Annotated in this window: 18 protein-coding genes and 1 pseudogene; 4 read left to right on the top strand and 15 right to left on the bottom strand. The window is 66.4% G+C overall.

The features are described 5' to 3' along the window. Together ACZ5IK_RS28290 and ACZ5IK_RS28285 are read right to left on the bottom strand one after the other, a co-directional pair. A partial coding sequence (locus ACZ5IK_RS28290; protein ID WP_465490455.1) for an IS256 family transposase occupies positions 1 to 728 on the bottom strand: 728 nt, incomplete at its 3' end. Positions 729 to 818: 90 nt separating this feature from the next. Continuing rightward, entirely contained in the window at positions 819 to 1,211 is a 393-nt protein-coding gene (locus ACZ5IK_RS28285) for a hypothetical protein (RefSeq protein WP_465490454.1), read from the bottom strand. A 1,266-nt stretch (positions 1,212 to 2,477) separates the two neighbouring features. On the opposite strand from ACZ5IK_RS28285, the gene ACZ5IK_RS28280 reads away from it, so the two are divergent. Further along, positions 2,478 to 3,062: an Ltp family lipoprotein gene (locus tag ACZ5IK_RS28280; protein ID WP_465490453.1), complete on the top strand. Its 585-nt coding sequence runs from the start codon at positions 2,478 to 2,480 to the stop codon at positions 3,060 to 3,062. A gap of 426 nt (positions 3,063 to 3,488) precedes the next feature. Continuing rightward, positions 3,489 to 3,812: pseudogene (locus ACZ5IK_RS28275) on the top strand (lysine 2,3-aminomutase); the annotation flags it as partial. A gap of 465 nt (positions 3,813 to 4,277) precedes the next feature. Here the strand turns inward: ACZ5IK_RS28275 and ACZ5IK_RS28270 are convergent. The 5 genes from ACZ5IK_RS28270 to ACZ5IK_RS28250 all read right to left on the bottom strand — a co-directional run bounded on the left by ACZ5IK_RS28270 (position 4,278) and on the right by ACZ5IK_RS28250 (position 17,705). Further along, the gene (locus ACZ5IK_RS28270) at positions 4,278 to 12,602 is read right to left on the bottom strand and encodes a SpvB/TcaC N-terminal domain-containing protein (protein ID WP_465490452.1); all 8,325 of its coding nucleotides are present in this window, start codon (positions 12,600 to 12,602) and stop codon (positions 4,278 to 4,280) included. Positions 12,603 to 12,920: 318 nt separating this feature from the next. Then, on the bottom strand, positions 12,921 to 14,426 hold the full coding sequence (locus ACZ5IK_RS28265; RefSeq protein ID WP_465490451.1) for an FAD-dependent oxidoreductase: 1,506 nt from the start codon (positions 14,424 to 14,426) through the stop codon (positions 12,921 to 12,923). 1 nt (position 14,427) lies between these two features. Beyond that, positions 14,428 to 15,336, bottom strand: a complete 909-nt coding sequence (locus ACZ5IK_RS28260) for an AurF N-oxygenase family protein (protein ID WP_410601312.1) — start codon at positions 15,334 to 15,336, stop codon at positions 14,428 to 14,430. A gap of 130 nt (positions 15,337 to 15,466) precedes the next feature. Next, positions 15,467 to 16,810 carry an MFS transporter gene (locus tag ACZ5IK_RS28255; RefSeq protein WP_465490450.1) on the bottom strand — a complete coding sequence of 448 codons (1,344 nt, stop codon included), beginning with the start codon at positions 16,808 to 16,810 and terminating at the stop codon, positions 15,467 to 15,469. A 64-nt stretch (positions 16,811 to 16,874) separates the two neighbouring features. Continuing rightward, a complete protein-coding gene (locus tag ACZ5IK_RS28250; protein WP_465490449.1) occupies positions 16,875 to 17,705 on the bottom strand; it encodes an ESX secretion-associated protein EspG in 831 nt (276 codons plus the stop codon). A 204-nt stretch (positions 17,706 to 17,909) separates the two neighbouring features. Between ACZ5IK_RS28250 and ACZ5IK_RS28245 the strand changes: the two genes are divergently transcribed. After that, positions 17,910 to 18,389 (top strand): hypothetical protein, encoded by a 480-nt coding sequence (locus tag ACZ5IK_RS28245; RefSeq protein ID WP_465490448.1) that lies wholly within the window; start codon positions 17,910 to 17,912, stop codon positions 18,387 to 18,389. 199 nt (positions 18,390 to 18,588) lie between these two features. Here ACZ5IK_RS28245 and ACZ5IK_RS28240 read toward each other — a convergent pair whose 3' ends face one another. Beyond that, positions 18,589 to 19,278 (bottom strand): nitroreductase, encoded by a 690-nt coding sequence (locus ACZ5IK_RS28240; RefSeq protein WP_465490447.1) that lies wholly within the window; start codon positions 19,276 to 19,278, stop codon positions 18,589 to 18,591. A gap of 102 nt (positions 19,279 to 19,380) precedes the next feature. On the opposite strand from ACZ5IK_RS28240, the gene ACZ5IK_RS28235 reads away from it, so the two are divergent. Further along, positions 19,381 to 19,974: a TetR/AcrR family transcriptional regulator gene (locus ACZ5IK_RS28235; RefSeq protein WP_465490446.1), complete on the top strand. Its 594-nt coding sequence runs from the start codon at positions 19,381 to 19,383 to the stop codon at positions 19,972 to 19,974. Between the two features lie 4 nt (positions 19,975 to 19,978). On the opposite strand, the gene ACZ5IK_RS28230 is transcribed toward ACZ5IK_RS28235, so the two are convergent. The 7 genes from ACZ5IK_RS28230 to ACZ5IK_RS28200 are packed head-to-tail and all read right to left on the bottom strand — an operon-like array spanning position 19,979 to position 25,413. Beyond that, the gene (locus ACZ5IK_RS28230) at positions 19,979 to 20,275 is read right to left on the bottom strand and encodes a fumarylacetoacetate hydrolase family protein (protein WP_465490445.1); all 297 of its coding nucleotides are present in this window, start codon (positions 20,273 to 20,275) and stop codon (positions 19,979 to 19,981) included. After that, positions 20,214 to 20,534: a hypothetical protein gene (locus ACZ5IK_RS28225; protein ID WP_465490461.1), complete on the bottom strand. Its 321-nt coding sequence runs from the start codon at positions 20,532 to 20,534 to the stop codon at positions 20,214 to 20,216. The genes ACZ5IK_RS28230 and ACZ5IK_RS28225 overlap by 62 nt, the downstream gene beginning before the upstream one ends. Further along, entirely contained in the window at positions 20,521 to 21,561 is a 1,041-nt protein-coding gene (locus ACZ5IK_RS28220) for an NAD(P)-dependent alcohol dehydrogenase (RefSeq protein ID WP_465490444.1), read from the bottom strand. Before ACZ5IK_RS28220 ends, ACZ5IK_RS28225 begins: the two co-directional genes overlap by 14 nt. A gap of 11 nt (positions 21,562 to 21,572) precedes the next feature. Continuing rightward, positions 21,573 to 22,895 (bottom strand): MFS transporter, encoded by a 1,323-nt coding sequence (locus tag ACZ5IK_RS28215; protein ID WP_465490443.1) that lies wholly within the window; start codon positions 22,893 to 22,895, stop codon positions 21,573 to 21,575. Positions 22,896 to 22,899: 4 nt separating this feature from the next. Continuing rightward, entirely contained in the window at positions 22,900 to 23,310 is a 411-nt protein-coding gene (locus ACZ5IK_RS28210; protein WP_465490442.1) for a RidA family protein, read from the bottom strand. Between the two features lie 28 nt (positions 23,311 to 23,338). Further along, positions 23,339 to 24,946 carry an FAD-dependent monooxygenase gene (locus ACZ5IK_RS28205; RefSeq protein WP_465490441.1) on the bottom strand — a complete coding sequence of 536 codons (1,608 nt, stop codon included), beginning with the start codon at positions 24,944 to 24,946 and terminating at the stop codon, positions 23,339 to 23,341. Between the two features lie 23 nt (positions 24,947 to 24,969). Next, complete coding sequence (locus ACZ5IK_RS28200) at positions 24,970 to 25,413, bottom strand: cupin domain-containing protein (protein ID WP_465490440.1); 444 nt, start codon at positions 25,411 to 25,413, stop codon at positions 24,970 to 24,972. Positions 25,414 to 25,604 lie beyond the last annotated feature (191 nt).

Below are 25,604 nucleotides of genomic sequence, written 5' to 3'. Positions count from 1 at the left end.
TTCAGGTCGATCAGCACGCTCATCCAGAACTTCGCACCCTCGCCGCCAACGCCCATCCACAGCCCCAGGACGTCTTTGTGACCGTCCACGGTGACGCCGATGGTGGCGTAGACGGGCCGGTTGGCGACCTGCCCGTCGCGGACCTTGACATGGATCGCGTCGATGAACACGGCCACATACACCGGGTCGAGCGGGCGGCTGGCCCAGTCGTTCATTTCAGCGACGACCTTATCGGTGATCCGCGAAATCGTTTCCTTGCTGACCGAGGATCCATAGATTTCGGCGAAATGCGCCGAGATATCCCCAGTCGTCATTCCCTTCGCATACAACGACAGCACGATCTCATCCACTTCAGTGAGCCGACGCTGCCGCTTCTTCACGATCTGCGGCTCAAACGTGCTCTCCCGATCCCGTGGCACAGTGATCCCGACCTCGCCCGCCGCATCCGAGATCACCGTTTTCGGCCGGGTTCCGTTGCGCACATTCGTTGACTCACGATCCGGGTCGGCCTGATTCCTCTCGCGCCCGAGATGCTCGGTCATCTCCTCGTTGAGCGCAGTTTCCAGCACGTTTTTGGTGAACAGTTTCAGCAACCCGTCCGGGCCGGTCAGCACCAGCCCGCGAGCCTTCGCCTCGGCCACCATCGCCGCCGCGGCGGCCTGCTCCGGCGACAGCTCCCGCGCCGGCTTGGACTCACTCTTGCGTGGACTCACAACCTCAGATGTCATCACTCACAGCGCCCATCCCGCCGGACCTCAGCCCGGCGTGTCAGGCCGAAAACACCGATCTTGAAACAGTCCCACTTGGGGGACGACGGCTCAGAGTGACGTGATCTCTAGAGTCACGAGCGGGTAGATACTGGAGACCGTTCCCAGTCCTGCGGTGCATAGCAGCACGTCGGTGGCTGGGCCGGTTTGGATCTGCACGAAGGTGCTGCCGGAGAACAGTCCGGAGGTGACGGTCCCGGTGTGGGTGACCACCAGGGCGGCTCCCGCGACGGTGGCAGTACGGTTGGCGGAGATGGTCGAGGTCTGGCCCGTGTTCCAGGTGATGATGTAGGTGTCGGTTCCGCTGTCCAGCAGATCTAGACAGCTGTGTGCTGGGACGAGCGCTATGGCGGTGCGGGAGCCGGAGGTCAGGGCCGGGTTGCTTAGCGATACGCACGGCCCGTATTGCGTGGTGGTGCTGGCGGTGACGGTCTGGGGGGTCATGGTTAGTGGCGGAGTGTAGGTGGTGGTGCTGCTACTGGGCGGAGTACAGGTCACGTCCAACACTCCGGCCGCGGCCGGCCCGACTGGGCCGAGCGCGAGCAGAGACAAGGCGCATGTGGCCGCAGTCAGGACCACTGCAGCAGCGCGTAACAATCTGACTACCATTACTCTCCATTCGGTCGGTGCCGGCGAGTCCAGCGTGGGGCTTGAGCATGTGCCGCACCCAGGATGACCCCATCCGGCTTCGCTGCGAAAGGACCAGACGAGCGATCGCACACTGACGCCCACCGTCTGCCGCTGTCACAGTTCCCGCGGAAACCCCCGTGAGATTTCGCGGCTCGTCGCGCCTCGATGAGAAATTCCTCGAACGTGTCACCAGAATCAAATTCTGGTGGCTGTGGCCCACCTCGCAGGACCTCCACCGTTGCCATATCACAGTCGATACTAAATACTGGTCTATTCAGAGTAGATTGGCTGCCATGAATATCTGATGACTCGTCTTCATATGAGAACAATTCTTCACCTCTCCGAGGACGCCCCGAAGTCCGCCAACACCTTAACGTCACCTTCCATCGGTGAGTTCGACTTATATCCGTCCTCCCACAAGTCGGATCGCCGCGAAAAGTGTTACGCGCATCATGCGTTCAAGATCTGCCGCGAACGACTGGCCCGCTCACCCGATCGTCAAATAGCAACCTCGCATCCTTCCACGGTGCGACGGTGCCTCCATCGTCCATACTGGTTACTGACTGCGAACGGGTCCGAACAACGACCCTGTCCCGTGTCCGGTCCGCTCACCGCTTAGGGCGTGTCCTGGGGATCTTCATCGGAGGTGGAGGATGCTGGTGGTGGTGGTGAAGATGATTTCGGCGCGGTGGTAGGCGGCCCGTTTGGCGAAACGTGTTGCTAGGCCTCGGAATTTTTGAGCCGGTTGAAGCAGCGTTCGACGACGTTGCGGAGTTTGTAGAGTTCGGGGTCGAAAGCCAGTGGCCTGCCACCGGCGCTGCCTCGGTCCACGAACAGCTACTCATCGCCCACCCCGGGACGACCGTCGTCGTCTCCTGACCGAGCACTACCGCGACGTAACGGGACTGGGTCATGACGCCTGACCCCATTCAGATCCTCGCCGCCAGCGACTCGATCTTGGTCCATCCCTGGCCTACACGGTTGACATAAACGGCCCGCGTCTCGAGGGCAGACATGACCGGAGTAACACACAGAGCAGCACACACGACTACGAATCACCTCGCGCCAAGGAGGATCCTCATGATCAAGGGCGTCGCCCTTTTCGCCGCGGCGGCTGCGGCAGCGGTCACCCTCACCGCCTGTTCCGATCGTGACGCCGGCAACCTCGCTGTCGGCGTCACGACCTCCGTCCCTACGTCGACGCCCAGCTACACACCGCAAGCGTCCTGCCCTCCGCTGCAGACCGGACAGTCATGCCTCAACGGGCAACTGGTCCAGTCCAGCCCGACCAGCGAAGCTCCACAGTCACTGCCCCAGGTCGAGTCCAGTCCAGCCAGCAAGGCTCCGCAGTACCCACCCCAGGTCGAGCAGGCCCGAGGGTCCGCGGAGTCGTATCTCGACTACAGCGCTTTCTCGCGAAACGGTTTGATCGATCAGCTGTCCTCGAAGTACGGCGACAGCTACCCGAAGAACGTCGCCACCCAGGCGGTGGACAGCCTGAAGGTCGACTGGAACGCGCAGGCAGCCAAAGCAGCACAGTCCTACCTGGACTACACCTCATTCTCGTGCACCGGCCTGATCCAGCAGCTGTCATCGAGGTACGGCGGGCAATTCACCAACGCCCAGGCCAAGTTCGGCGCACACCAGACAAAGGCGTGCAAATAAGGTCCCTGCGATGCCCGGACAGGGGGCACAGAGGTCGCGACTGGTTGTGACGCTGTGCAGTTTCATCACTCCCCCAATCTCGCTTAAGACAGCGCGATGAGCCTCAGTCAACGGGCGAAGGGTCTCCGGCATGCAAGCTTCGAAACGCACCAAACCGCGCCAGACCACTAACAACCTCGGACCTCTCGCCCGGCACCGCTCACTCAATCTAGCGATAGCGCACTCCGACGACGGGTGCCACGATAAATAAGTCTCGCGACCTTCGCTTGCTGGCGAGCCGGTCACAGGCGAACCAAAAGTTACCGTCCTGTAACTTTCTTTGGCGGCCCAGAAACGGCCCAGAAATCCATTGTGGACGTTTGCGACAGCTAAACACAGCAGTTCAGGGGTGCCTCCAGGCGAGGCCCTATGCCCAACTTCGCTTAGTGCGACATGATCCCGAACGCCGAGCACTGGCGGGTTTCCGTGCACGAGGCGCAGGAGCTGCAGCACGCGATCATGGGGTACCTGCCGGGGTATGCCACCCCGCGGATCGTGTGCGACGTGCCGTATGTCGGGAAGCGGTGGGTGCACCAGCTCGCCGACTACGACCGCGAGTTGGGCATCTCGTACTGGACGAAGAACTACCGGACCGGGATCGAGCACGAAGACCCCGAAGCCTTGCAGCGCCGGTACCCGTACTACGACCCGATCTCGACGCTGCCGGAAGCCGGTCAGCGCTGGTGGCGCGAGCAGCCCCGGGTGCCCTGACCTCGTTCCGCGGTGGGTCGTGAGTGGGGTTAGGGCGGATCAGTATTTGCTTACTCACTGGAGTGCGACTTTGCCTCGGTGGTCCGTGGGGCTCATACGAGGTGGCTTGATCAACGGAGTATCGGGGACACTCAACGTCCCCGATACTCCGTTGATCAAGCGCCAAGGCTGGAGTGATCCCGCGACGATGAAGGATTTCGGACACTCAACGTCCCAAATCCTTCATCGTCGACACCCTGCACACGCTGAGCCGCCACCCTTCATACCCGTCAGGTGATCGCGTGAACTGAGTGTGGAGGATTCGGGACCTCCAACGTCCCACATCCTCCATACTCGAACATGCCGCGCCGAGGCTCTGAGCATCAAGCTCCGAGACAGCCCGACCTCACAACGACTGCCACTCACGACCCCTCGACCTCGACGAACCGGGTGATCGACTGCGACCTTTCTGACCGAGTGCGATCGCTACGGTTTCGTTCCCGTCCACTGAAGCCAATCGCCCTGCGGGGCCACCATGACCGCTCTCCCGATGTTGATCGCATGCATGACCGAATCAATGAGGGTTTGGTAGCGATTAGGGGCACCTTCGTAATGGGGGCTGTTCTCGAAGTCACTGGGTTTGAAGTTCGCGCCGATGGTCCGGCCGATCCAGTTGTTGTGAAGGTCCATCAACTCAAGCCAGTACTTGCCATGGTTATCCGATGTGGCCTCGTGGGCGTCGGTGAACTCCTTCGCCCTCGTCGGGCCGAAATATACTGTCAGTAGGGCACTCCAGTACACGTGCTGGAATGCATTACCGATTGTCCCATCTGCTGTACCATATTTTCCGTCCTCGTTTGCAATGCGCCCGAAAAGCAGGGCGGCAGTATTTTGAGCCTCACTTTTGAGCTCGCGAAACCGAACCTTTTCATGGTGGCTCAGTTTTCCGATCAGATCACTTTCCGCTTGAGTCACCGAAAATATGAAGTATTTCGTCATCGAACCCCCTTTACTGGAAGGGAGTTCCGAGAACTGGCTCTGTATTCTCGCCATCTCGTCGATGTCGAGCACTCCCACCCCAGGGGTGCGCTCAGTAGGGCTTTTGCCGGTGGGATCAGTGAGCTTGACGGGATTGTTGTGGGCATAGGTGTGAGTGGCAAGGTTGCGGGGGTTGCCGACGCCGCCTGCGAGGTTTGAATCGAGGTAGTCAGGCAGGGCCGGGTCGGCGCTCGCCCAGAGTTGCGTTCTCGGGTTGTAGTAGCGGGCGCCGTGGTAGTAGAGACCGGTTTCCTCGTCGAGTTCCTTGCCGGTGAACTTGTAAGGCGTACCGCCTTGGCCGGATTGCTCCTCCACCCAGGTTTCACCAAAGGGCATGTACTCGAGGTGTTCGGTGACGTTGCCTTGCCTGTCGGTGACGTAGCCGGACGAGCCGAGGTGGTCGGCGTGGAAGTAGGACTGGGTGTTCTCAGGGCCGCTGGGGGCGACGGTCTTGGTGGTGAGGCGGCTGTCGCCGATGAAGATGTGCTTGAAGCCGATGCCGTCACGTTCGCTGTAGCCGCGGTTGGGGTAGAGGGATTGGCCGTCGCCCTGTTTGATGACGCGTTCGCCGGCCGCGTCATAGGTGTAGCCGACGGTGGGGTCGGCGCAACCCGCTGGCGTTTGAGGGACCGTCGCCGTGGCGGTGTCCTGGTTGCAGGCGAGCCGGTTCTCCTCGTCCCACACGTACTGGCGTCGTTTGCCGTCCGAGGCGGTGTTCACCGTGTCGGTGAGGTTGCCGCTCGCGTCGTAGGCCTGGTTGGTCGGGCCGACCTTGCTCGGCGCGTGCGGTTTTCCGCTGCCGTAGTCGTACTTGTAGTCATAGCTGGTCTTGTCCTGGACCCCGGCGGAGTTGGTCGGGTCCTCGACCGGCTCGATCGGTCCGACCGACAGCGGGCCTAGTGACGCCGGGCTTCCTCCGCCGCCGTGGTTCAGGGAAGCCACTTGGGCGGACGGGGTGGTCGGGCCGGTGATCTCGTGGTGCTGGGTTTTGCTGGTGGTGTTGTGGATGGAGTCGTAGCCCAGCGCCAGGGTGTACTTGTCCTGCTGGTTGCTCTTCGTCGTGTACTGGCCGCTGGCGGAGGTGAGCTGGTAGAGGTCGTCGTAACCGAAGGTCTGACTGCTCGGCCCACCGATCGTCGGGTTCTGTGCCGTGCTGTTGGCCAGCTTCGTGATGTTGCCGACGTTGTCGTAGGTGTAGCCGAGGTTCTGGAACTCGGTGGCACCCGGTGTCTTCGACTTCAGAGTGGCGAGTCGGCGGTCGGCCTGGTCGTAGGTGTAGGTCGTGCGCACCCCGTTCCCGGCCTGCTGCAGCACCTTCTGGCCGAACTTGTCGTAGTCCAGGCGACCGAGGTAGAGGTAATCGGTGCCGTTCTTGGACCCGGAGGCGCGGGTGACCTCGCCACCGCTGTCGTAGTCGTAGCGGAGAACCTCGCCGTCCGGGTAGGTCATCTGCAGCACGCGGTTGAACGCGTCGAAGCGCCATCCGGTGGTGTAACCGCGGTCCGCCTGTCCGGCGATCTTGATGGTGCGGGTTTCCCGGGTGGTCTCGCCCAACGGGCCGTAACCGCGGGTGAGGGTCCCGGCCGCGTCGCGGATCTCGGTGATCCGCCCGGCGGTGTTGTCCGGCGCACCGGGTGCGCCGTGGGTGTAGGTGACGTTGTTGGCCGGGAAGGTCGGGTAGCGGACCGCGGTGAGGCGGCTGTGGTCATAGTCGTACTCGACCTGCTTGCCGCTGGCAGTGATCTTCGCGGTCGGGTTGCCGGCCAGGTCGAAGCGGGTTTCGGTGCGGCCTGCGTCGGGGCTGTCGAGCACAGTGCGGCGGCCGAGGGAGTCGTACTCGGACCGGGTGGTGTTGTTCTTGTCGTCCACCACGGTGGTGATCTGCCCGAGCGCGTCATGGCCGTAGCTGGTCCAGATCACCGGCTGCCCACCGGCAGGGTTGAACTCCTTGACCGCGGTGGTCTTCTCCCGCAGGTCGGTGTAGCTGCGCTTCTGTTTGCCGTTGCCGTCGGTCGCGATGGTTTCGAACCGGGCGACACCGGCGCGGTCAGGGCCGAATCCATAGGCCATGGCGGTCGTGACCTCGTCCGGTGCGACCGTCTTGACCGGCCGGTCCAACACGTCGAACCAGGCCCGGGTGGGCGCCACGGTGTCGAAGGCGGCATTGAACCTCGTGTTGCCGTCGCCCTTGGGCTCGGTCACGGGGTGGTACTGCTCCACCACCCGGCCGAGGAAGTCGAACTTCGTCCGCCCGGACACGGTCATGACCTGTTCGGGTGTGTCACCCGGATTGTTCGCGACCGACGCGTCCTTCTTCGTCTGCACGACGCGCTTGAGGCCGTCGGTGAAGGTGACCGTGTCGATGGTGTCTTCACGGACTCCAGCGGCGTCGCGATCAAGGTGACGCGTGGTGGCGTACGGAACGGTGGCTTCGGGGTGATAGTCGAAGTCGATCGTGGCCTTGCCCGACCCGATCTCGTACGGTCCGGTGACCGTGTCCAACCGGCCCACGCTGTCGTAGGAGCGCAGCACCTGCTGGCCGTTCTGGTCGGTGGTGCGGTCCGGTTGCCCGTATTTCAGGTTGTGCGTCGCGCCCGACCGCAGTCCGAAGTTGTCGGTGATGGATTCGATGTGGACGCCGACGACGGTGTCGTAGCCGTAGTCCAACCGGGACCGCTGACCGGTCCTGTTGGCGGGCTTGGTGACCGACTTCAGGTTCCCGTCCGGGAAATACTCCAGATCGATATCGGCCGAGGTGGTGTCGGTGAGGTACGCACGGACTTGCCGCACCGTACCGGTCACGCAGTCCACCGTGGATTCGCTGTGCCGCGACACGGCGCCGCCGGTGGTGCCGCGCTGTTTGTGCAGGTTGGCGGTTCCGATGAGGTTGCGCGCCCGGCAAGCCGGGTCGGACGCGGTGTAGCCATAGGTGGTCTCCACGTCGTCGGCGGCGCCTTCGTCGGCGGCGTCGAACGAGCGGATCAGGTTGCCGAAGTCGTCATACGACATTTCGGTGTAGGTGGACTTGCCGGGACTCTCGGCGCCTTCGTAGAAGCGTTTGTCCACGCGGGACAAACCCACGAACACGCTGCCCGGCGCGGTGTCGCGCGTCTGATAGGTGTTGACGGTTTCGGTGAAGGGCCGTCCCGCGCCGTCGGCGGAGAGGGTGCGGGCCAGCAACCCGCGGGTATACGGGCCGTCGGTGCGGTACTCGTCAGTGGTCGAGCGATAGAGGGCATCAGCCGCACCGGGGTCGCGCTGTTCGGTGACGACCTTGCCGAAGCCGTGGAACTCGCGTTCGAGCCGGTCGTACTTCCCCTGTTCGTAGCGATAGGTGGCGAGCTGGGTGTCGGCGCCGTCGCCGCGATGGCCGTCGGACACGCTGGTACGGGACAGCACCCAGTGGGACTCGGGCATCGCCTGCGTATTACCGGTACGGGTGTAGTCCAGATCGATCTTCCCGCCCAACGGCCGCGTCACCGTGCGGAGCAGGTTCGTACGGCCGGTTTTGTTGACCGCGACCATCAGCTCGTTGTCCCGAGTGGATTTGACATGGTCGGCGAGGCCGTCGCCGTTGACGTCACGCAGGCCGATCTCGGCGCGGCCGATGCCGGTGGAGGCGTTGACGCCGGGGTTGAACACGAACGTGCCGATCGGGGTGGGGACAGGGAACGTGAAGTAGACGCCCGCGCCGAGGGTGGCGTTCTTGTCCACGGCGATGTCGGCGAAGCTGCCGCGGAACGGAGTGGGCGCGGTGAAGCCGGTGCCGGTGTTGATGGCCACCTTGATCGGGTTGGCGCCATCGGTGAAGACGCGGTCGGTGAGGCCGTCGCCGTTGACGTCGAGCATGCTCGCGTTGGTGTTCGAAGTGCCCAGTTCGGCGGACAGCCCCCCGGCGAACCCGTAGTTGTCGACGTTGAAACCGAGGTTGACGCCGAGGTTGCGTGTGGAGGCGTCGTTGATCGGTCCCGCTGACCAGGGTTCCTTGGCGGCGAAGCTGTAGCCGAGGTTGAGTTGGGCGTCGCCGTTGGCGAAGACCTTGTCCGGTAGACCGTCGCCGTTGATGTCGACGAGGTCGACGCGGGTGTCGGACTCGCCGCCGCCGACGCTGCCACCGATCCCGAGTGCTGGTTGGACCGGGCCGGAGGTGGCGGTGTTGTTGCTGCTCCCGGCCTCCGGAGTGGCAAGGCCCAGTGCGCTGGCAAAGGTCGCCGATTCACTGCCGGCGGAGTAGGACACGTTGCCGGACAAGTTGTCGGACTCGCGGACGTTGCCGCCGAGCGTGCCGCGCCGGGCGCCGAGCCCGCCGTTGGCATCGGTGAACTGGATCTCCTTGGCGCCGACGACATCGGGAAAGCGATCACCGTTGAGGTCGACGTAGTCGACGGAACCCGCGGTGATCCCGCCGACGACCGTGCCCCCGAACGGACCGGCGGACAACGTGCCGGACACCTGGCCGGTCACGCCGCGGCGCATCACGGTGCGGTCACCGGCGACATCGGCGTCGGTGACCACGTCGATGGTGTCCGCGCCGAGCCGGGAACTGGTCGCCATGGTGGCGGTGAACCAGGACGACTCGTCCTGCGCGGCCCAGCCGCCCTTGGCCGGGTTCGGAGCGAAGATCGCCAGCCGGGGCATGGCGATCCGGGGATTCGCGGCGAACCCCGGGATGTCGGATTCCTTGGGCTCCTTGGGAAGGGCGTCCTTGAAACTCTGGTCGATCGCGAGTTCGGCCTGCTTGATGGGCTGGGTGGCGCGGTCGCGGTTGGCCTGGTAGCCGATCACACCCCAACCGCGATAGGGCTGCGGGAACGCACCCTGCTGGGCGGAGCCGTGCACCGCGCTCGGCGCCGGGCTGAACGTCGGCCATGGCGACGAAAGATCGTAGGTGACCTTCGCCGACTGTTCGGCGACCAGACCGAACAGGTAGGAATCCGTTGTGGAGTGGTCGAAATACAGCTCGTCGCCCTCGGTGACCGGGACGACCACGTCCAGGTCCTGACCGGGCGAGCCGTACTGCCCGTTGACGATGTCGACGACCCGCTTGCCCAGCAGTTGACCGCCGCGTTTCTTGACGGTGAACGCGATCTTGGTCGCCCCGGGAAAGCCGAAGTTGAGCTTCACACCCGGCCGGACCCGCAGTTTGCCGGTCTTGGTCACCTTGTACGTCTGCTGCGGCGCGACGAGGGAATCCGCGGGGTACATGTCCACGTCGAACGGCGGGCTGATCACCAGGGACGGCTGCCCCTTGTCGTCTACCAGCGACTCCACCCCCGGCGCCTCCGTGTAGTGCGCCTTCGGTACCCAGGACACCGCGGAAACGTCGATCGAGGAGTCGGTCTTGATGTGCCAGGACATCCTCTCGAACTGGCTGACCGGGAGGCTCATGTCGATCTTGGTGGTACCGGTCGACGCGGCGGGCAGGACCTTGCGGAACACCTCCGCCGGCGCGTGCACCCCGTTGCCCTTCGTGATCACCACGGTCACGTCGTCCGAGGTCACCTTGTTCTTGACCACGTCGCCGGTCAGCTGGAGCTTGCCGCTCACCGGCACCATGACCTGCGACGAGCGGCCGCCGAGCGTGAAGTCCGCCGACGCGCGGAACACGGTGTTCGCCAGCCCGTTCACGTCCGTACCGGCCGCCAGGTCGGTGTAGGTGATCGTCGGGTCCCACGCCACCGTGTCGTACTTTCCGTCCAGAATGGACTGTGTGCGGAAGTAGAGCGCATCGCCCTTCTTAACCGCGACCGCCGCCACATTGGCCGGGGTGAACTCGGTGTGGTCGTCCGGGCCGATTCGTTGCGCCCAGAGTTCGGCGTCCTTGGCCTGGATGGTGACCCGCACACCGTCGGCTTTGGTGTACTCGGCGCGCGCGGGCGAGGGGTCCACGGTCAGTTGCACCCGGCCGTCGACGCGGACGGTGCCGTCGAACGGCGCGACCCAGCGCCGCACCGAGTCCAGCAGCGGCGAGTTGTCGACCTGCTGGTTGAACTGCGCGGTCTGGTCACCGACGATCTCGCCGGTCACCGCGCCACCGCCGACCGGCACCGGGGTGCGGGTGGAATCCGCGCTGTAGGCGGGCTGGCCGTTGGCGTCCAGGTAGCCGAACAGCACACCGCCGTTGTTGACCAGGTCGGTGATGCCGTCACCGTTGACGTCGCTGAAGAACCGATCCGACGTGGTCGTGGTTCCCACGAAGTCCAGCTGCGCGGCGATGGCGGCGACGAACGCCTCGACACCGATCGTGCCCGACAACGTCCGCTCGGTCGAGATCCCCGGGAGGTCGCGCAACCTGACCGGCGGGTCACCGAACTTCGGTTCGCCCCCCGGGGTGCTCAGATTGGGGCGGTAATACACGTCGTTGTTCTTGCGGAAGACCTTGTCCGGCAGGTTGTCGCCGTTCACGTCCACCAGCGCCGACAGGCCGTCGGACTGGCCGGCGTTGAACCCGACCTTCAGCCCGACGCCACCCTGTTTGACCGGCCACCCCTGCACGTTGTAGCCCGCGAACAAGTGCGCACCGAACCCGACGGAGGTGTTCGCCGAGATCGCACTCGCCTCACCTTCCCGGATGTTCACGCCCAGATCGTCATCCGGGACCGACCAGCCGGCGACATCGGAGAACCCGGTGTAGTTGCCCGCCTGGTCACGTACCTCGTCGAAATAGTCGAACGAGTGGGTGTTGAACAGCTTGTTGTCCTCACCGAACTGGGACACCGACGCCAGCAACGTCTTCGCGAACGCGCCGGCCCGGTAGTTCAGCTCGTAGGCCCGGATCAGCTGGTCGTCCAGCTTGACCTCGACCCGCCGCAGCAGGTCCGCGGTCACCTTCTTGAACCCGCCACGAGCGTCGATCTGCACATCACCGCGGCGCGGTTCGCCCCGGTCACGGTCGCGCAGGAACGTCACCGAGTATTTGCCCTCGGTCGCACCGTGGCCGGTGTAGGTGATCCGCCGCGGATACAGGTTGCTGCCCGGCACCGTCGACTTCTCGGTGCCGCCGTCTTCCACCCGGGCGTAGTGATAGCGCAGCACGTTGTCGTTGGTGTCACGGACCTCGCGCGCCGCCCACGTCGCCACCCGACCCGAGGCGTCGGTCAACGTGGTGTTCTCCGCGCCGCCGAACACCGTGCGAGTGCCCGACTTGTCGGTGACCTCCCACCAGTAGTTCGCGGGCTTGTCCCCATGGCGCACGATCCGATCGAACCGGCTCTCCACCTTCGCGTGGAACACCTTCTCCGCCGTCCGGGCCTGCAACGGACCCCGATGGGCCACCGGCGTCAACTGCTCACCGCCCAGCACATAGGTCTCGGTCTCCAGCCCGGCGTCAAAGCGCGGCACCCCCCAACGGGTGTCCACCGAAATGGACGGCACGGAGACGTCCCACCCGACGCCCAGCCAGCCGTTCGCACCTCCGGAGCTGTACGACACCGCCAGTTTCGGCTCCAGGCCCGCTCTCCCCTTGGGTACCTCCAGCGGATACGACATCCGGGCATCGCCCATGGAGTTCGCCGTCGGTGGCCCGATCAAATTCACCCCGGCCCCCGGATCGGCCGCCTTGATGTCCTTGATCTGATTCGGATCGAACGCCGTTCCCTCCGGATGCTCGGGAGCCGTCACCGCCCCGTCCGCGCCCGAAGCCAGCCCCGCCTCACGTACCGAGGCAGGAGGACCCGCACTCGGGACGGCCATCGCCACCAACGCCAGTAACAACACGACCACCACGGCCTTGTGGCGATGACGAACCGGACGAGCCCACGCGAAGGCAGACATGCCCCCGACCCCCTCTGGATCAATGGATTCGACTATCGGGTCCCAGCGGCGAGCGACATTTTTTGTCGCGCGCGGGATCGAACGGTGACGCGTCTGACGAAGACATTCGATCGAATAGTCGAAACGAACTAGTGCGTTCGGGCGAACTTCCCCCGCCGGGATCAGCGCATGATCCCTGCAAAAGACGAGACTTCGATCTCCGGTGACGCTATCGACGGCTCATGAAATTTCGATGAAACGCCTGTTTTGACACAAGAATCACCTGCGACCCGACCAGACGGCCACGCTCATCCGAGCGAAGGCCCACAGGCAATCCGGTCAGCGGCCGCGGAATCGCGCGGCCAGCGCGGCGATCGGTGAACGCCTGGTCCGGACGGGAAGCCTGCCGGAGGTGATGTCCCCCAGCAGGGTCCCCACGGTCTCCTTCGCGCAGGTGCGGTTCGCGCCGATCCCGCCCGAAGGACCGCGTTTGATCCAGCCGACGACGTAGGCGCCGAGGCGTCCGTCGACGCGGCCGGCGGTGTTCGGGATCGTGCCGCGGCCGTCGTCGAACGGAAGGCCCGGCACGGGGACGCCGCGGTATCCGACGGCGCGCACGATCTGGCCTGCGGCGATTTCGGCGTGCCCGTCCGGGCTCGTGACGCGCAGGCCGCGCACCTGCCCGTCCCCGACGATTTCCGTGGGAGCGGAGTGGAAACGCAGGACGATGCGGCGTCGGTCCGCGTCCGGCGGCGCGGTCCAGTCGACGGTCTCGCGGCCGAGTTCGCGCAGCAGTTTCGCCTTGCCGGTGCCCGCGTCGATCGCGGCCGCGGTGTGCGGGTCCGCGTCGTCGACGACGAGTGGCACGCCGGTGCGCCCGGCGAGCGCGAGCAGTTCCTGGGTGGAGTAGGCGGCGTCCTCCGGCCCTCGCCGGGCGAGCAGGACGACTTCCCGGATCTTGCTGGTGCGCAAGCGTTCCAGCGCGTGCGGGTCGATCGTGGTGCCGGCCAGGGTGTCCGGGTCGGCGGTGAGGATCCGGGCCACGTCGAGGGCGACGTTGCCGGTGCCGATCAGCACGACGCGTTCCGAGGACAGGTCCACCGCGTTCGCGGGGACGTCCGGATGGCCGTTGTACCAGGCGACCACGGTGGTCGCGGCGATACTGCCGGGCAGTTCCTCGCCGTCCAGACCGAGGCTTCGCGCGGACGAGGCGCCGACCGCGTAGACGACGGCGTCGTGGCGCCCGGTCAGTTCGTCGACGGTGACGTCCCGCCCGACCTCGGTGCCCAGGACCAGCCGCAGCCTCGGGTGCTCGTGGAGCCGCGAGAACGTCTCGCCGATCCGTTTCGTGGCGGGGTGGTCCGGGGCGACACCGTAGCGGACGAGCCCGCCCGCGACCGGCAGCCGGTCGATCAGGGTGACCCGCGCGTTCGTGTGCAGGAGCAGGTCCTCGACGGCGTACATACCGGCCGGGCCGGAGCCGACGACGGCGATGTCCGGCGGCGCGAAGTCGCTCGGAATGGCCCTGTCGAACGACGGCGGGCTCCAGCGGTGGAAGTTCGGCGCCGGGTCCGCCGAGGACACGACCTCGCGGTCCGCGAAGTACTCCGCGTTGATGCCCGCGTAGACCTGGAGTGGTCCGGTCAGCAGATCCGCCGGGAAGATCGCGTCCACCGGGCAGGCGTCCGCGCAGGCTCCGCAATCGATGCACGACGCCGGGTCGACGTAGAGCATCTCGGTGGTGCCGAAATCCGGCTCGTCCGGCGTCGGATGGATGCAGTTGACCGGGCAGACCGACACGCAGGTGGCGTCGCTGCAGCAGGTCTGGGTGATCGCGAAGGCCATGTCAGATCAGGTTCGCCCGCTTGTAGAACACCAGCGCGGGGCGGGTGAGCAGACCGCACGAGCCGAGGAACTCCATCAGACCGGCGCAACTGGAGCGCATCATCGACTTGTGGTGCTCGTTGGCCTTCGCCTCGCGCAACGCGCGCGCGGTGTCGAGTCCCGCGTTCTTGTAGACGTCGCGGTTGACCATGCTGCTGACGATGAAGTACGACGCGATCGCGATGACCAGCGCGTTGATCCGGCGGCGCACGGGACCCGCGCCCTCCAGCTGCTCACGGGTCTCGTCCCTGGCGAACTTCATGTGCCGGGACTCTTCGACCACGTGGATGTTGTTGATGGTGCGCACGAACGGGACCACGCGCTCGTCGCGCATCCAGTCACGCTGCATCACGTCGAGGACTTCTTCGGCGACGAGGATCGCCGCGTACGCGGCTTCACCCGTCGCCGTCGCCTTGAAGACCCGGCCGAGCTCGACGGCGAGCCGGCGCGGTCGATACGGGGGCGCGCCGAGTTTCGCGGCGCCGCGGGCGAACATGATCGAGTGGCGGCATTCGTCGGCGATCTCGGTCAGCGCCCACTGGAAGGCCGGGTCGGTCGGGTCCTTGGCATAGAAATCGCGCAGCACCATCTGCTGGAGGATCATCTCGAACCAGATACCGGTGCTCGCGACCGAAGCGGCTTCCTGCCGCGTGAGCTCCTTCTGCTGCTCCGGGCTCATCTCGGCCCAGTAGCTCGTGCCGTAGAGGGTGCTCCACTCCGGGCTCGCGCCGTGGAAGTCCTTGTCCAGCGGCGTCTCCCAGTCCACCTCGGTGGCCGGGTCGTAGGACAGCATCGCGGCCGAATCGAGAAGCCGCTGCGCGGTCTCCCGGCGACCGGCCTCGGCCGTGCGCGGCACATCGGTGCTGGTCATACGGACCTCCCTGACGACGTCGACAGATGCGCGCGGCCACATGTTACCGCGATTCACTGTTACCTAAGGTAACACCTAAATGGTCGTGTGGCCAGGCTCGTGGGGCCGGTGTCGTGAGGCGGTTCTGGAGCTAGACCGGCTCGGCGCCGAAGTCGGCTCCCCTGGTTTCGGCGCTGAACAGCAAGGCGACCAGCGTGACCGCGATGGTGGCGACCAGATACAGCACGACGGCGGTGGTGCCGTGGTTCTTGACGAGCCAGACGGCGATGAAGGGCGCCGGCGCGCCGGCGATGATCGACGAGCCCTGGAAGACCAGGGAGGCTCCGGCGAAGCGGCGCTCGGTCGGGAAGAGTTCCGCGATCCAGGCGGCTTCCGGACCGGCGAGGAGGCCGTGCAGCGCCGCGCCGACACCGACGCCGACATAGAGCAGCGGCAGGTTGCCCGATTGGACCATCAGGAAGAACAACGGCGCCCAGATCGCCAGTCCCGCGGCGGGAACCAGCATCGCGATTCGCCGTCCGACCACGTCCGACCAGTGGCCGCCCGCCAGCATGCCCGCGAACTGCAGCAGGGATCCGACGGTCACCGCGAGGAGGACGTCGGATTTGGCGTACCCGAACGAAGTCGTGGCATAAGCCACCACGAAGACGGTGTAGACGTAGAACGCGACGTTCTCGCCCAGTCGCACGCCGAGGCCGCGCAGGACCGGTCCCGGGTGAGCGAGTGTTTCCAGGATGCTCGACCGCGACCGAACGGCCGCGGCGGAGCCGGCGCGTGAACGCGCCTGCTGGAACACGGGCGATTCGTCGATGCGACGGCGGATCCAGAAGCCGATGACCAGCAGGGGAACGGCGAGCAGGAACCCGATACGCCAGCCCCAGTGCTCGAACTGCCCGCTGGGCAGCGCGATCGTCAGCAACCCCACGACCCCGGTCGCCAGTACCGTGCCGAGCGGGGCGCCCGCCTGCGGCCAGGCGGACCAGAACCCCCGGCGGCGGGGGCTTCCGTACTCGCTGACCATCAGCACGGCGGCACCGAACTCGCCACCGAGCGCGAAGCCCTGGATCAGGCGGAGGACGACGAGCGAGATCGTCGCCCCGATCCCCGCCTGCGCGTACGTGGGCAGCAACCCGATGGCCGAAGTGGACAGGCCGAGCAGCAGGAACGTCACCACCAGCATGGGTTTACGGCCGAGGCGGTCGCCGAGATGGCCGAAGACGATGCCTCCGATCGGCCGCGCGACGAACCCCAGTCCTTGGGTGGCCAGAGCCAGCAGCAACTGCGCGACGGCGTTACCGCCGGGGAAGAACAGCGGCCCGAGCACGGTCGCGGCGAGGATGCCGTATAGGGCGAAGTCGTACCACTCCAGCACGGCCCCCGCGGTACTGCCCGCCAGCACACGCCGGAACGCCGAACGGCTCACCCCCGCCAGCGTGGCAACGGTCGCCTCGTCCGGGGCGGGCAGGTCGGGCATTTTCGCTCTCCTCGGAACGGCGACCGGTCAGCGCGCGGCAGACGGACACTGACCGTCCTGCAGATCACCATAGGTGGCTGAACGCACCTGTTTCGCGCGCATACCGGCTCTCGATGAAGTCGTCGTCCGCGAGCCCTTTGATCCGGGCCGTCAAGGTCGCACCGTCGGCGGGCATCAGCGTGACCGATCCGTAGCTGCGCATGACGACGTACCGGCCATCGGAACTATCCACAAAGGACAAGGGGCGGATGGCCGTCAGTGCTTTCCCGGCAGCTCCCGGTCGCGCCGCACTCACCTGACCGGTCGCCCTCGCCCCCGCCAGAACACGCAGGAACCACTCGGCGCCATCAGGGGTCACCCCGTGCTCGATCAAAGATCGCTTGCCGGCGCTGAGCAGCCCCGATCGCCGCCACGCCCGGCGCGACCGGGCGAGAGCGAGCTCGCTCACCCGGAGAGGCCGCCCGGTTCCCGGCTGGGCATCGGGTACGGCTTCTAGCATGCCTTCCGCCATCCTCTTCGCGTTCATCCATCCCAGTTCCACGGTCTCGTCCCGCAGAACCACGCGCAGTGCCCGGCCGGTGGGCTGAGGAAAACAGCCGATCGACACCGGACCGGCGGAGTCGCTGTAGCGCACGGACAGCGCGAGATCGCGGTCGTCCATCGCCCGCAGAGCCTGCAGCAGATCGCCGTCGAGATTGTCCGCGTCTCCGAGACTGTTGGATGTCAGCCATCGATGTGCGCGAGCAAGGCATTCTTCGCGCTCCGACTCATCACCGCCGTGGCGGCGCACCACGAGAGGCGACGGCATGGGCCCGAGGCCGAGCCGTTCCCACAACACTTCGTAGACCAGCACAGGAAGGGCGGGAAGCGCCATCGTCACCGAACTGCGGATCACCTCGAAGCTCCCGCCTGCCTGTTCTCCGGGGCGAGCCCGGTTCGCAGCATGTTATCCGGTCACAGCCGCCGACGATGGTTCGTGGCGGTCGGAATTTCAGGCTCGCGACGGCCTGTTGAGTAGTTCTACTCGTGGCAGGTACCGGGAATCCCGGCAGTATCGGTGAGGACCGCTCCGCGGAGAGCGGCTGACCTTGGGGGTTCCATGAAGTTCCGTCATGCCTTCACCACACTCGCCGTCACCGCCGGCCTGGCCACCGCGTTCGCACCGACCGCAGCCGCCGAGCCCGTCGCGAGTCTCGACTTCACCGCCGAACAGGGTGCACATCCGGTCGACGGCAGAAGCGGTCATTGGATCGCCTCTCAGGAGAACGAGGTGCGGTTCTGGGAGCGCGGCGCGACCCTGCGGATGGACGCCGAGACCGACCGTGGGTTCGACTACATCGCGCTCGACTTCACCGCGCCGTCAGGAAACCTCCAGACCGGCACCTACGACCACGTCGGGGGCGCGCATATCCTGACCACCTCCAACGGCCTGGCCTGCATCGACGACTATTCGACGTTCACGATCGACCACATCGAACGCGGCGCGGAGGGACTCGTCGCCCTCGACGCGACGTTCGAACAGCGCTGCGGCAGCCCGACGTCACCTGCCTTGCGGGGTGAGGTCCACTACCGGCGCTGAGCCAGGTGTCCGGTTCAGGCGCTTTGCGTATTTCGCGACCGGGATCGTTTACAGGCGGGCCATGCCGGACTGAAGGCTCCCTTCACCGCGTCCGATGCGGTGAAGGGAGCCTTCGGCGCCGCGGATCTGAACCGGCCACACCCTGACTGTCCACACGGGACGCTTTCGGCGGGTGAATGAACGTCCATGGTCGCTACATCTAGGCGTGAAATGCAGTAGTCGCCTCGAGCGCGGCTCGCCCGGTCGTGACCCGGTTCACCGGCGCGGTCTCGTCGGCATAGCCGAAGGAGATGCCCAGGAGCAGCTTTCCCGCAGTGACACCGAGTTCCCCGCGGACAGTGTCGGCGTAGAAGCTCAGCAAGCCCTGCGGGCAGCTGGCCACACCGTACGCGGCCATCGCCAGGAGCAACGTCTGCATGTAGGCACCGACGTCCGCCGCCAGTCGCGGCCCGCCGTCACCGGTGACGAACAGGAACGCGGCGTGTGGCGAACCGTAGAACCGCAGACTCTCCGCGTCATAAGCCGCACGTGCCGCCGAGTCGTCCGAGGCTATGCCCAACGCCCCGTATAGCTCCGCGCCGAACACGGCCCGGCGCGCGTGATGCACTTCTGAATACATGTCCTCGGAGTACGGGAAGTCCACCGAGATGCGCTTCTCGGCGTGGGCCGCCTGCAAGGCATTCGCCAGGCGCTCGCGCGCCGCGCCGCTCACCACCTCCACCTGCCATGGCTGCGCGTTGGAATTGGACGGTGCGGCACCGGCCAGCGAGAAGATCGCGCGCATGGTGTCCTCGGGCACGACTTCAGGACGGAAAGCGCGCGTGGCGTGACGACCGCCTATCAGCTTCTCCGCGCTGTACTTCAGCTCGACAGGGACCGACACGCTCATGAAACACTCCTCAATGACAACTTAGGTAAACGCTTGTGTTTACCTCTGAGTCGAGGCTAGCAACCCGGTCCGCCGAAGTAAACACAGGCGTATACTTGCCCGATGGGAACGACGCCTACGGCCACTCGACGACAGGGACGTGGCGGCCGGGAGCGCATCCTGGCCGCGGCCGCCCGGTTGTTCGCGACTCAGGGAATCAACGCGACCGGCATGGAACAGGTCGCGGAAGAGGCACCGGTCTCCAAGCGCACGCTCTACGTGCATTTTCGGACCAAGAGCGACTTGGTCATCGCACACCTGCAAGACCTCGCGTCGTCGGGCGCGACCCTGGAAAGCAGCTTGACCCGCGAAGACATTCCCGTACGGGAGCGGATCCTCGGGCTGTTCAGCCAGCCTTCGGCGACCACGTCTCCGGTACGCGGATGCCCGTTCATCGATGCCGCCGCGGAGTTCCCCGACGTGGAGAGCGCGGTTCACTCCTACGCCCGCGAGCAGAAACTGCGGATGGTGCAGCTCGTCTCCGCGCTGGTGACGGAGCTGGGCTGCCGCGACCCCGGCGCACTCGCCGAACAATTGGTGATCCTCGCGGACGGGGCCGCCAGCCGAGCCATGGTGCTGAACGACGCCGACTACGGCAGGCACGGACGGGCGGCGGCGGAGGTCCTCCTCGAGCGCGCTCTGTCGCGCACGAGCTGACCAGCTACCCCGCGTCGCCCGATACGAAGGTATGCCGCATTTCGCCGATGCCGTCGATGCGGGTACGGACGACATCTCCCGCGGTGAGGTAACGGGGTGGCGTGCGCCCCATGCCCACACCGGCCGGAGTTCCGGTGAAGACGAGATCGCCGGGATAGAGCGTGCACACCGCCGAGATCCGCTCGATCAGGGCACCGATGGAAAGGATCATCTGCCCGGTGTGCCCGTCCTGGACGAGCTCATCGTTGATCCAGCAACGCAGCCTCATCGGTACCGTGAGGTCGATCTCGTCGGGTGTCACCAGCGCGGGCCCGTTCGGCGTAGTTGAGGCCGACGGCGAAGACCTGACGCGGCCTCGGTACCGGCGCGCGGAGGTCCTCGATCCGATAGGGCACGGCGATGTCGGTGCGCGCGGTGGCGGACCACTCCAGGAGTTCCGGCCAGCGGGCGAAAAGATCCCCGGGCTCTGTTCCGAAGGCCCCGCCACTGGCCTTCGCGATGTCGATCGCGGTGTTCCCACGCAACAGGTGGGCACGTCCATTCAGATTACCGATGCGCATGTGGCACCAGGATCGCCCGTCCCCTGATCCGGTTCAGCGCCAGATCGTCGAACGCCTCGGCGGCCGCTTCGAGTGGATAGCGGCGGGTGTGCAGGTTCACCTTCCCGCTTTCGGCGAGCACCATGAGTTCGACGAGGTCGCGATAGGTGCCGACCATGTTGCCGATGACGTTCTTTTCCCCCGCCACGGCGGATACGGTGGGGATCCTCAGCTCTCCGCCGTATCCGACGAGGTAGAGGGAACCGCCTGCCGCGGTCATGTCCCAGGCGTCGTTCTCCGCGCCCTGCTCGGCGACGAAGTCGAACACGACCTCGGCGCCGCGCCCGTCCGTGCTGTCCAGAACCGCGCTCACCTGGTTGCCGTCGGCCTGGATCGACGCGTCGGCGCCGAGGTCGGCGGCGAGCGCGAGTGCGGCCGGATCACGGTCCACCACGACGATCTTCGTCGCGGTCAGGGCGGACAGCACCTGGATTCCGATGTGGCCCAGTCCCCCGGCTCCCTGCACGACGGCTGTGCTCCCGGGCGGCAGTAGTGGAACCGCCTTGCGCACGGCGTGATAGGCGGTGAGGCCCGCGTCCGCCAGCGCGGCGACGTCGGCGGGATCGGTGGCGGGATCGAGCTTGACGCACGCCCTCGCGGTCGTGCGCAGGTACTCGGCCATGCCACCGTCGTGGTCGGACACCCCGGGGAACGCGGCCGCCGCACAGCCCATGTCCCGGCCCTCCCGGCAGGCAAGGCACAGTCCGCAGGAGGGCTGCGGGTGCAGGATCACCGCGTCGCCGACCTGGATGTTGGTGACCCCGGAGCCGACCTCGTGCACCCAGCCCGCGTTCTCGTGTCCCAGTGTGTAAGGCAACCGCGGGCCCATGGCGTCCGCCCACTGTCCCTCGATGATGTGCAGGTCGGTCCGGCACACGCCGGCGCCTCCGATCCGGACGATCACGTCCAGCGGCCCGGTCAGGACCGGCTCCGGCACCTCCTCGACAACGGGGTGCTTGTGGTAGTCGTGCAAGCGCACGGCCTTCATGTTCTTCCTCCTCAAGGACGGTGGATCAGGTCAGCGGTGCGGGCCTGGCGCCGGGGCGCGGTGAGCACGAGGACGGCGACGGCTGCCGCGGCCAAAGGCACGACGAGAAGCCCGAACAGCGAGCGGGGCGACCAGGAGTGGTCGAGCAGCAGCCCGGCCAGTAACGGTGCGGTCAACGCCCCGACCCGGCCGACGGCCATGGCCCAGCCGACCCCGGTGGCCCGCACCGGCGCGGCGTAAAGGCCGGGAGCGATGGCGTTGAGGCCGTTGCCGCTCGCGTTGACGAACATCCCGACCGCGACCGCGGCGATCAGCGCGGCCGCGGCCGAACCGAGAAACAGGCTCATCGCCAGGTACGACACTCCCGCGGCGAGGAAACACCCGACCGTCAGCACCCGCAGCCGCGCCTTGAGGGCGAGCAAGCCGAACAGCAGAGTGCCCGCGATCCCGCCGAGATTGAGCAGGAGTCCGGCGTTCATGCCCTCCTGGGCCGAGAAACCGCTTTGCTGCAACAGGAGCGGCGTCCAGGTCGCGGCGAAGTAGAAGGCCGCCATCATCACGAAATAGGAGATCCACAGCAGGACGGTGCGGACCGCGTCCCGGGTCAGCAACGTCGTCACCGTCACCCTGCGTTCGCCGGGCTCCGGCTCCGGCAGGGCGGCGACGGCGGGCAACCGCATCCGGTCCAGGAGCAGGTTGACCTTGCTCAGCGCCCTTCGTGGCCGTCGGCTGATCAGGTAGTCCAGCGATTCCGGCATCGCCGCGGCCACCACGAACACCATGACCAGGGTGAGCACGCCGCCTGTGAAGAAGGTGACGCGCCAGCCGTATTCGACGACCACGAGCTTGGCGACCGCACCGCCGAGCACCCCGCCGAGGGGCAGCCCCATCCCGTACAGCGCGATCATCGTGCCGCGCAGCCGCCGCGGCGTGTATTCCGAGATGACCACGGGCAGGCTCGCCACCATACCGCCGACGCCGAGCCCGGTGACGAGACGGCATCCCGCGAGCATGGTGAACCCGGTGCTGAGCCCGGCCAGTGCCATTCCGGCGGTGCACAAGACCAGGCAGATCAGCGTGAGAGGTCTCCGGCCGATGCGGTCGGCCAGCGGAGCGAGCACGGCCGAGCCGAGCGCCATCCCCACCAGGCCGCTGCTGAGCAGCACTCCCAGCCGGGAATCGGTGAGCGCCCATTCCTGTGCGACGCCGGGAGCCGCGAAGGACATCACGAGGACGTCGAAACCGTCGACGAGATTGATGACGAGACAGATCGCGACGACTCTGATCTGGAACCGGCTCATCCCCGACCGGTCGATGGAATCCCGCACGGACATGCGCTCACCCCTTCGACCGGTACGCGGTCGTGTCGATCTCGACCAGCAGGTCTTCGCGCACCAGTCCCTGGACGATCAGCAGCGTGTTCGGCGGGTACTGCCCCTGCGGATAGTGCCGGGCGAAGTACTCGTCACGGGCGGAGTAGAAATCGCCGACGTGGTCGCGCGAGGTCAGATAGCTCACGAAGCGCAGGACGTCGCGGAAAGTCGCGCCCTGCGATTCGAGAATCGTGCGCACGTTGTCGAAGGCGCGGATCGTCTGCGTCCGCACGTCGGGCCCGGCCACGGAATTGTCCTCGACGATTCCGCACTGACCGGCGACGAAGATCAGCTCGCCCGCGGTGGACACGTGGGAATACGCGCTGAAAGGCGCCCCGACTCCCCGCGGATTGTCATAATTCGGTGCGATGGTCATGGCGGTTCGTTTCTCCTCGAGAAATCGGTCAGGCTCCGGCACGAGCGAGGGTGCCGCCGGCGAGAACCCGGCCGAGTGCGGCGGACAGTTCGGCCCCGTCCCCGGCTTGGCGAGCGCGCCAGGCGACGTGCCCATCGGGGCGGACGAGCACAGCGCCCTCCCGGCCCATCGACAGCGGCCCGAGCAGGTGCGGCAACCGCTTGACCCGCAGCGGGACGACGGCCGCGGCGGCCAGGTCCCGGCCTGCCTGCTCCCATCCGTCCGCGTCCGGTCCGCAGACCAGCACGAACGTCGTGTCGAACCAGTCGATGCTCGACTCCGTCTTCTCGACGTCGAGCCAGAAATGCGGGAACCGGGCTCCGGGCCGGTCGGTCGGCCAGTAGTACCGCGAGTCGTACGGCGGGATCGGCGAGCCGTCGTCGACGACGGCGCCGTGGGTGTAGACGTATCCCAGCGTGTGGCCGTCGCTGTGCAGCTGCTTGTTCTGCTCGACGAGCAGGTCGCGCCAGCGTTGCGGCTCCTCCTCGCGACACCGGAAAGCCTCGTCCATCTCGTCCAGCCGCGTCTGGTTGAGCACGGCGAAGTCGGTGTTGGACCGCGCGACCGGGCGGCGCTCGGCGTCGTAGGTGTCGAGCATGGCGTCGCCCGCCCGCCCGGACAGCACCGTCGCGAGCTTCCAGGCGAGGTTGTGCACGTCTTGGACGCCCGAGTTGAGCCCGTTGCCGCCCGCGGTGGGGAAGCGGTGGGCGGCGTCCCCGGCAAGGAACACCCTTCCCGCGCGGAATCGTTGCGCGACCTGGGCGCTCATCCGCCAGTTCATGACATTGACGCGCTCGACCTTCAGGTCGGGCATCTGCCACTGTTCGCGCACTTCTTCGACGAGACGCTCCTCGGACAGCGGTTCCTCGCCCTCCCTCAGCTTCTGCACCGCCAGCCACCGGTCGCCGTCCGGGCCAGTGGCCAAAACGTTCACGTCGGGACGGTTCCGGTCGCGCGGCCGGACCAGGAACCCGATCGCGCTGCGTACGTGCGGCAGGTGCCCGAGGTCGGCGCGGTAGTAGTGATTCGCCATGAGCGCAAGGGTTTCCGGGCCGTCCATCTCGATCCCGACGGCTTCGCGCACCCGGCTGTTCGCGCCGTCGCACCCGACGAGGTACTGCGCCCGGACCTCGAACTCCGAGCCATCGGGCACCTGCCGCACCCGCGCCGTCACGCCCTCGGCGTCCTGGGTGAGCGACACGAGTTCGGCTGACCGCCGCACTCGGGCCCGCGGCCGGGCGGACAACGCGTCGTCCAACGCCTCCTCCACCGCGTCCTGGGGCACGATCGACCGCTGCGCGGGCGTGTGCAGGCTCGGGGCGGGCTCGGTGTAGGCCACCAACGGGCCGTTCAGGCTCTCGCACCAGCAGGCCACGTCCGCCTCCGGAGGGAGACCCGCCCGACGTACCCGGTCCTCGATCCCCCACTGGCGGAACAGTTCCATCGTCCGCGGGTGGCAACCCCGGGCCTTCGGGTGCGTGGTCGTGGCGGGCCTGCGCTCGACGAGCAGGCTTTCCACCCCGAACCGGTCCAGCAGCAGCGCGAGGCTCATGCCTGCCGGCCCGCCCCCGGCTATGAGCACAGGTACCTCGATCATCAGGGCCTTCCTTTCCGGGGAACTCAGTCGACGTAGGACACCCGGGGCTTGCACCGGTCGTCGTCGAGCTCGGGCAGCAGCACGACCCGCTCCTGTTCGAACGCGTCGGTACGGGCGGTGACGAACGCGGCGTCTTCGGCGAGGCTGCGGTTGTAGGACACGTGGGGACAGAACGGCGGGATGTACAGGAAATCGCCGACGCCCACGATCAGGTCGTGCTCGAGTTCCCTGCCCCAGAAGAAGTGCACGCTGCCGCGGAGCCCGAACAGCGCTGACTCGTGTTCGACGTGGTAGTGGACGTTCGACTTGTCGCCGGGGAGCAGTGAAGTCACCAGGAGTGACAGATGTTTCGAGGGCGTGGTCTCCCCGTTCACCCCGAAGAGGGCGTTGACGTCCTGTTTGGCCCGCTGCTCCCGGACCGGGTGCACGAGGGTGACGTCGCCGTCCCATTCGACCTTGAATTCCATGTGCCGCACTTCCTCCTCGGATCGGCGGCGGACGATCGGCGGGTCCGCCGGTGAAGCTGGGAGAACGGTGCGCCGTGAACGCCGTCCCGGTCGAGGCAGGTGTTCAGAATTTGCACAGCCGACGGCGATTTCCGGGACTTCCCCGGTCATAATCTGCGGACGGTTCTTCCGCACCGTGGCGGGGCTCCGGT

Source organism: Amycolatopsis sp. NPDC031561 (assembly GCF_055580625.1).
The sequence above is the reverse complement of the archived record's forward strand: the minus strand, read 5'-3'. Positions and strand labels throughout refer to the sequence as shown.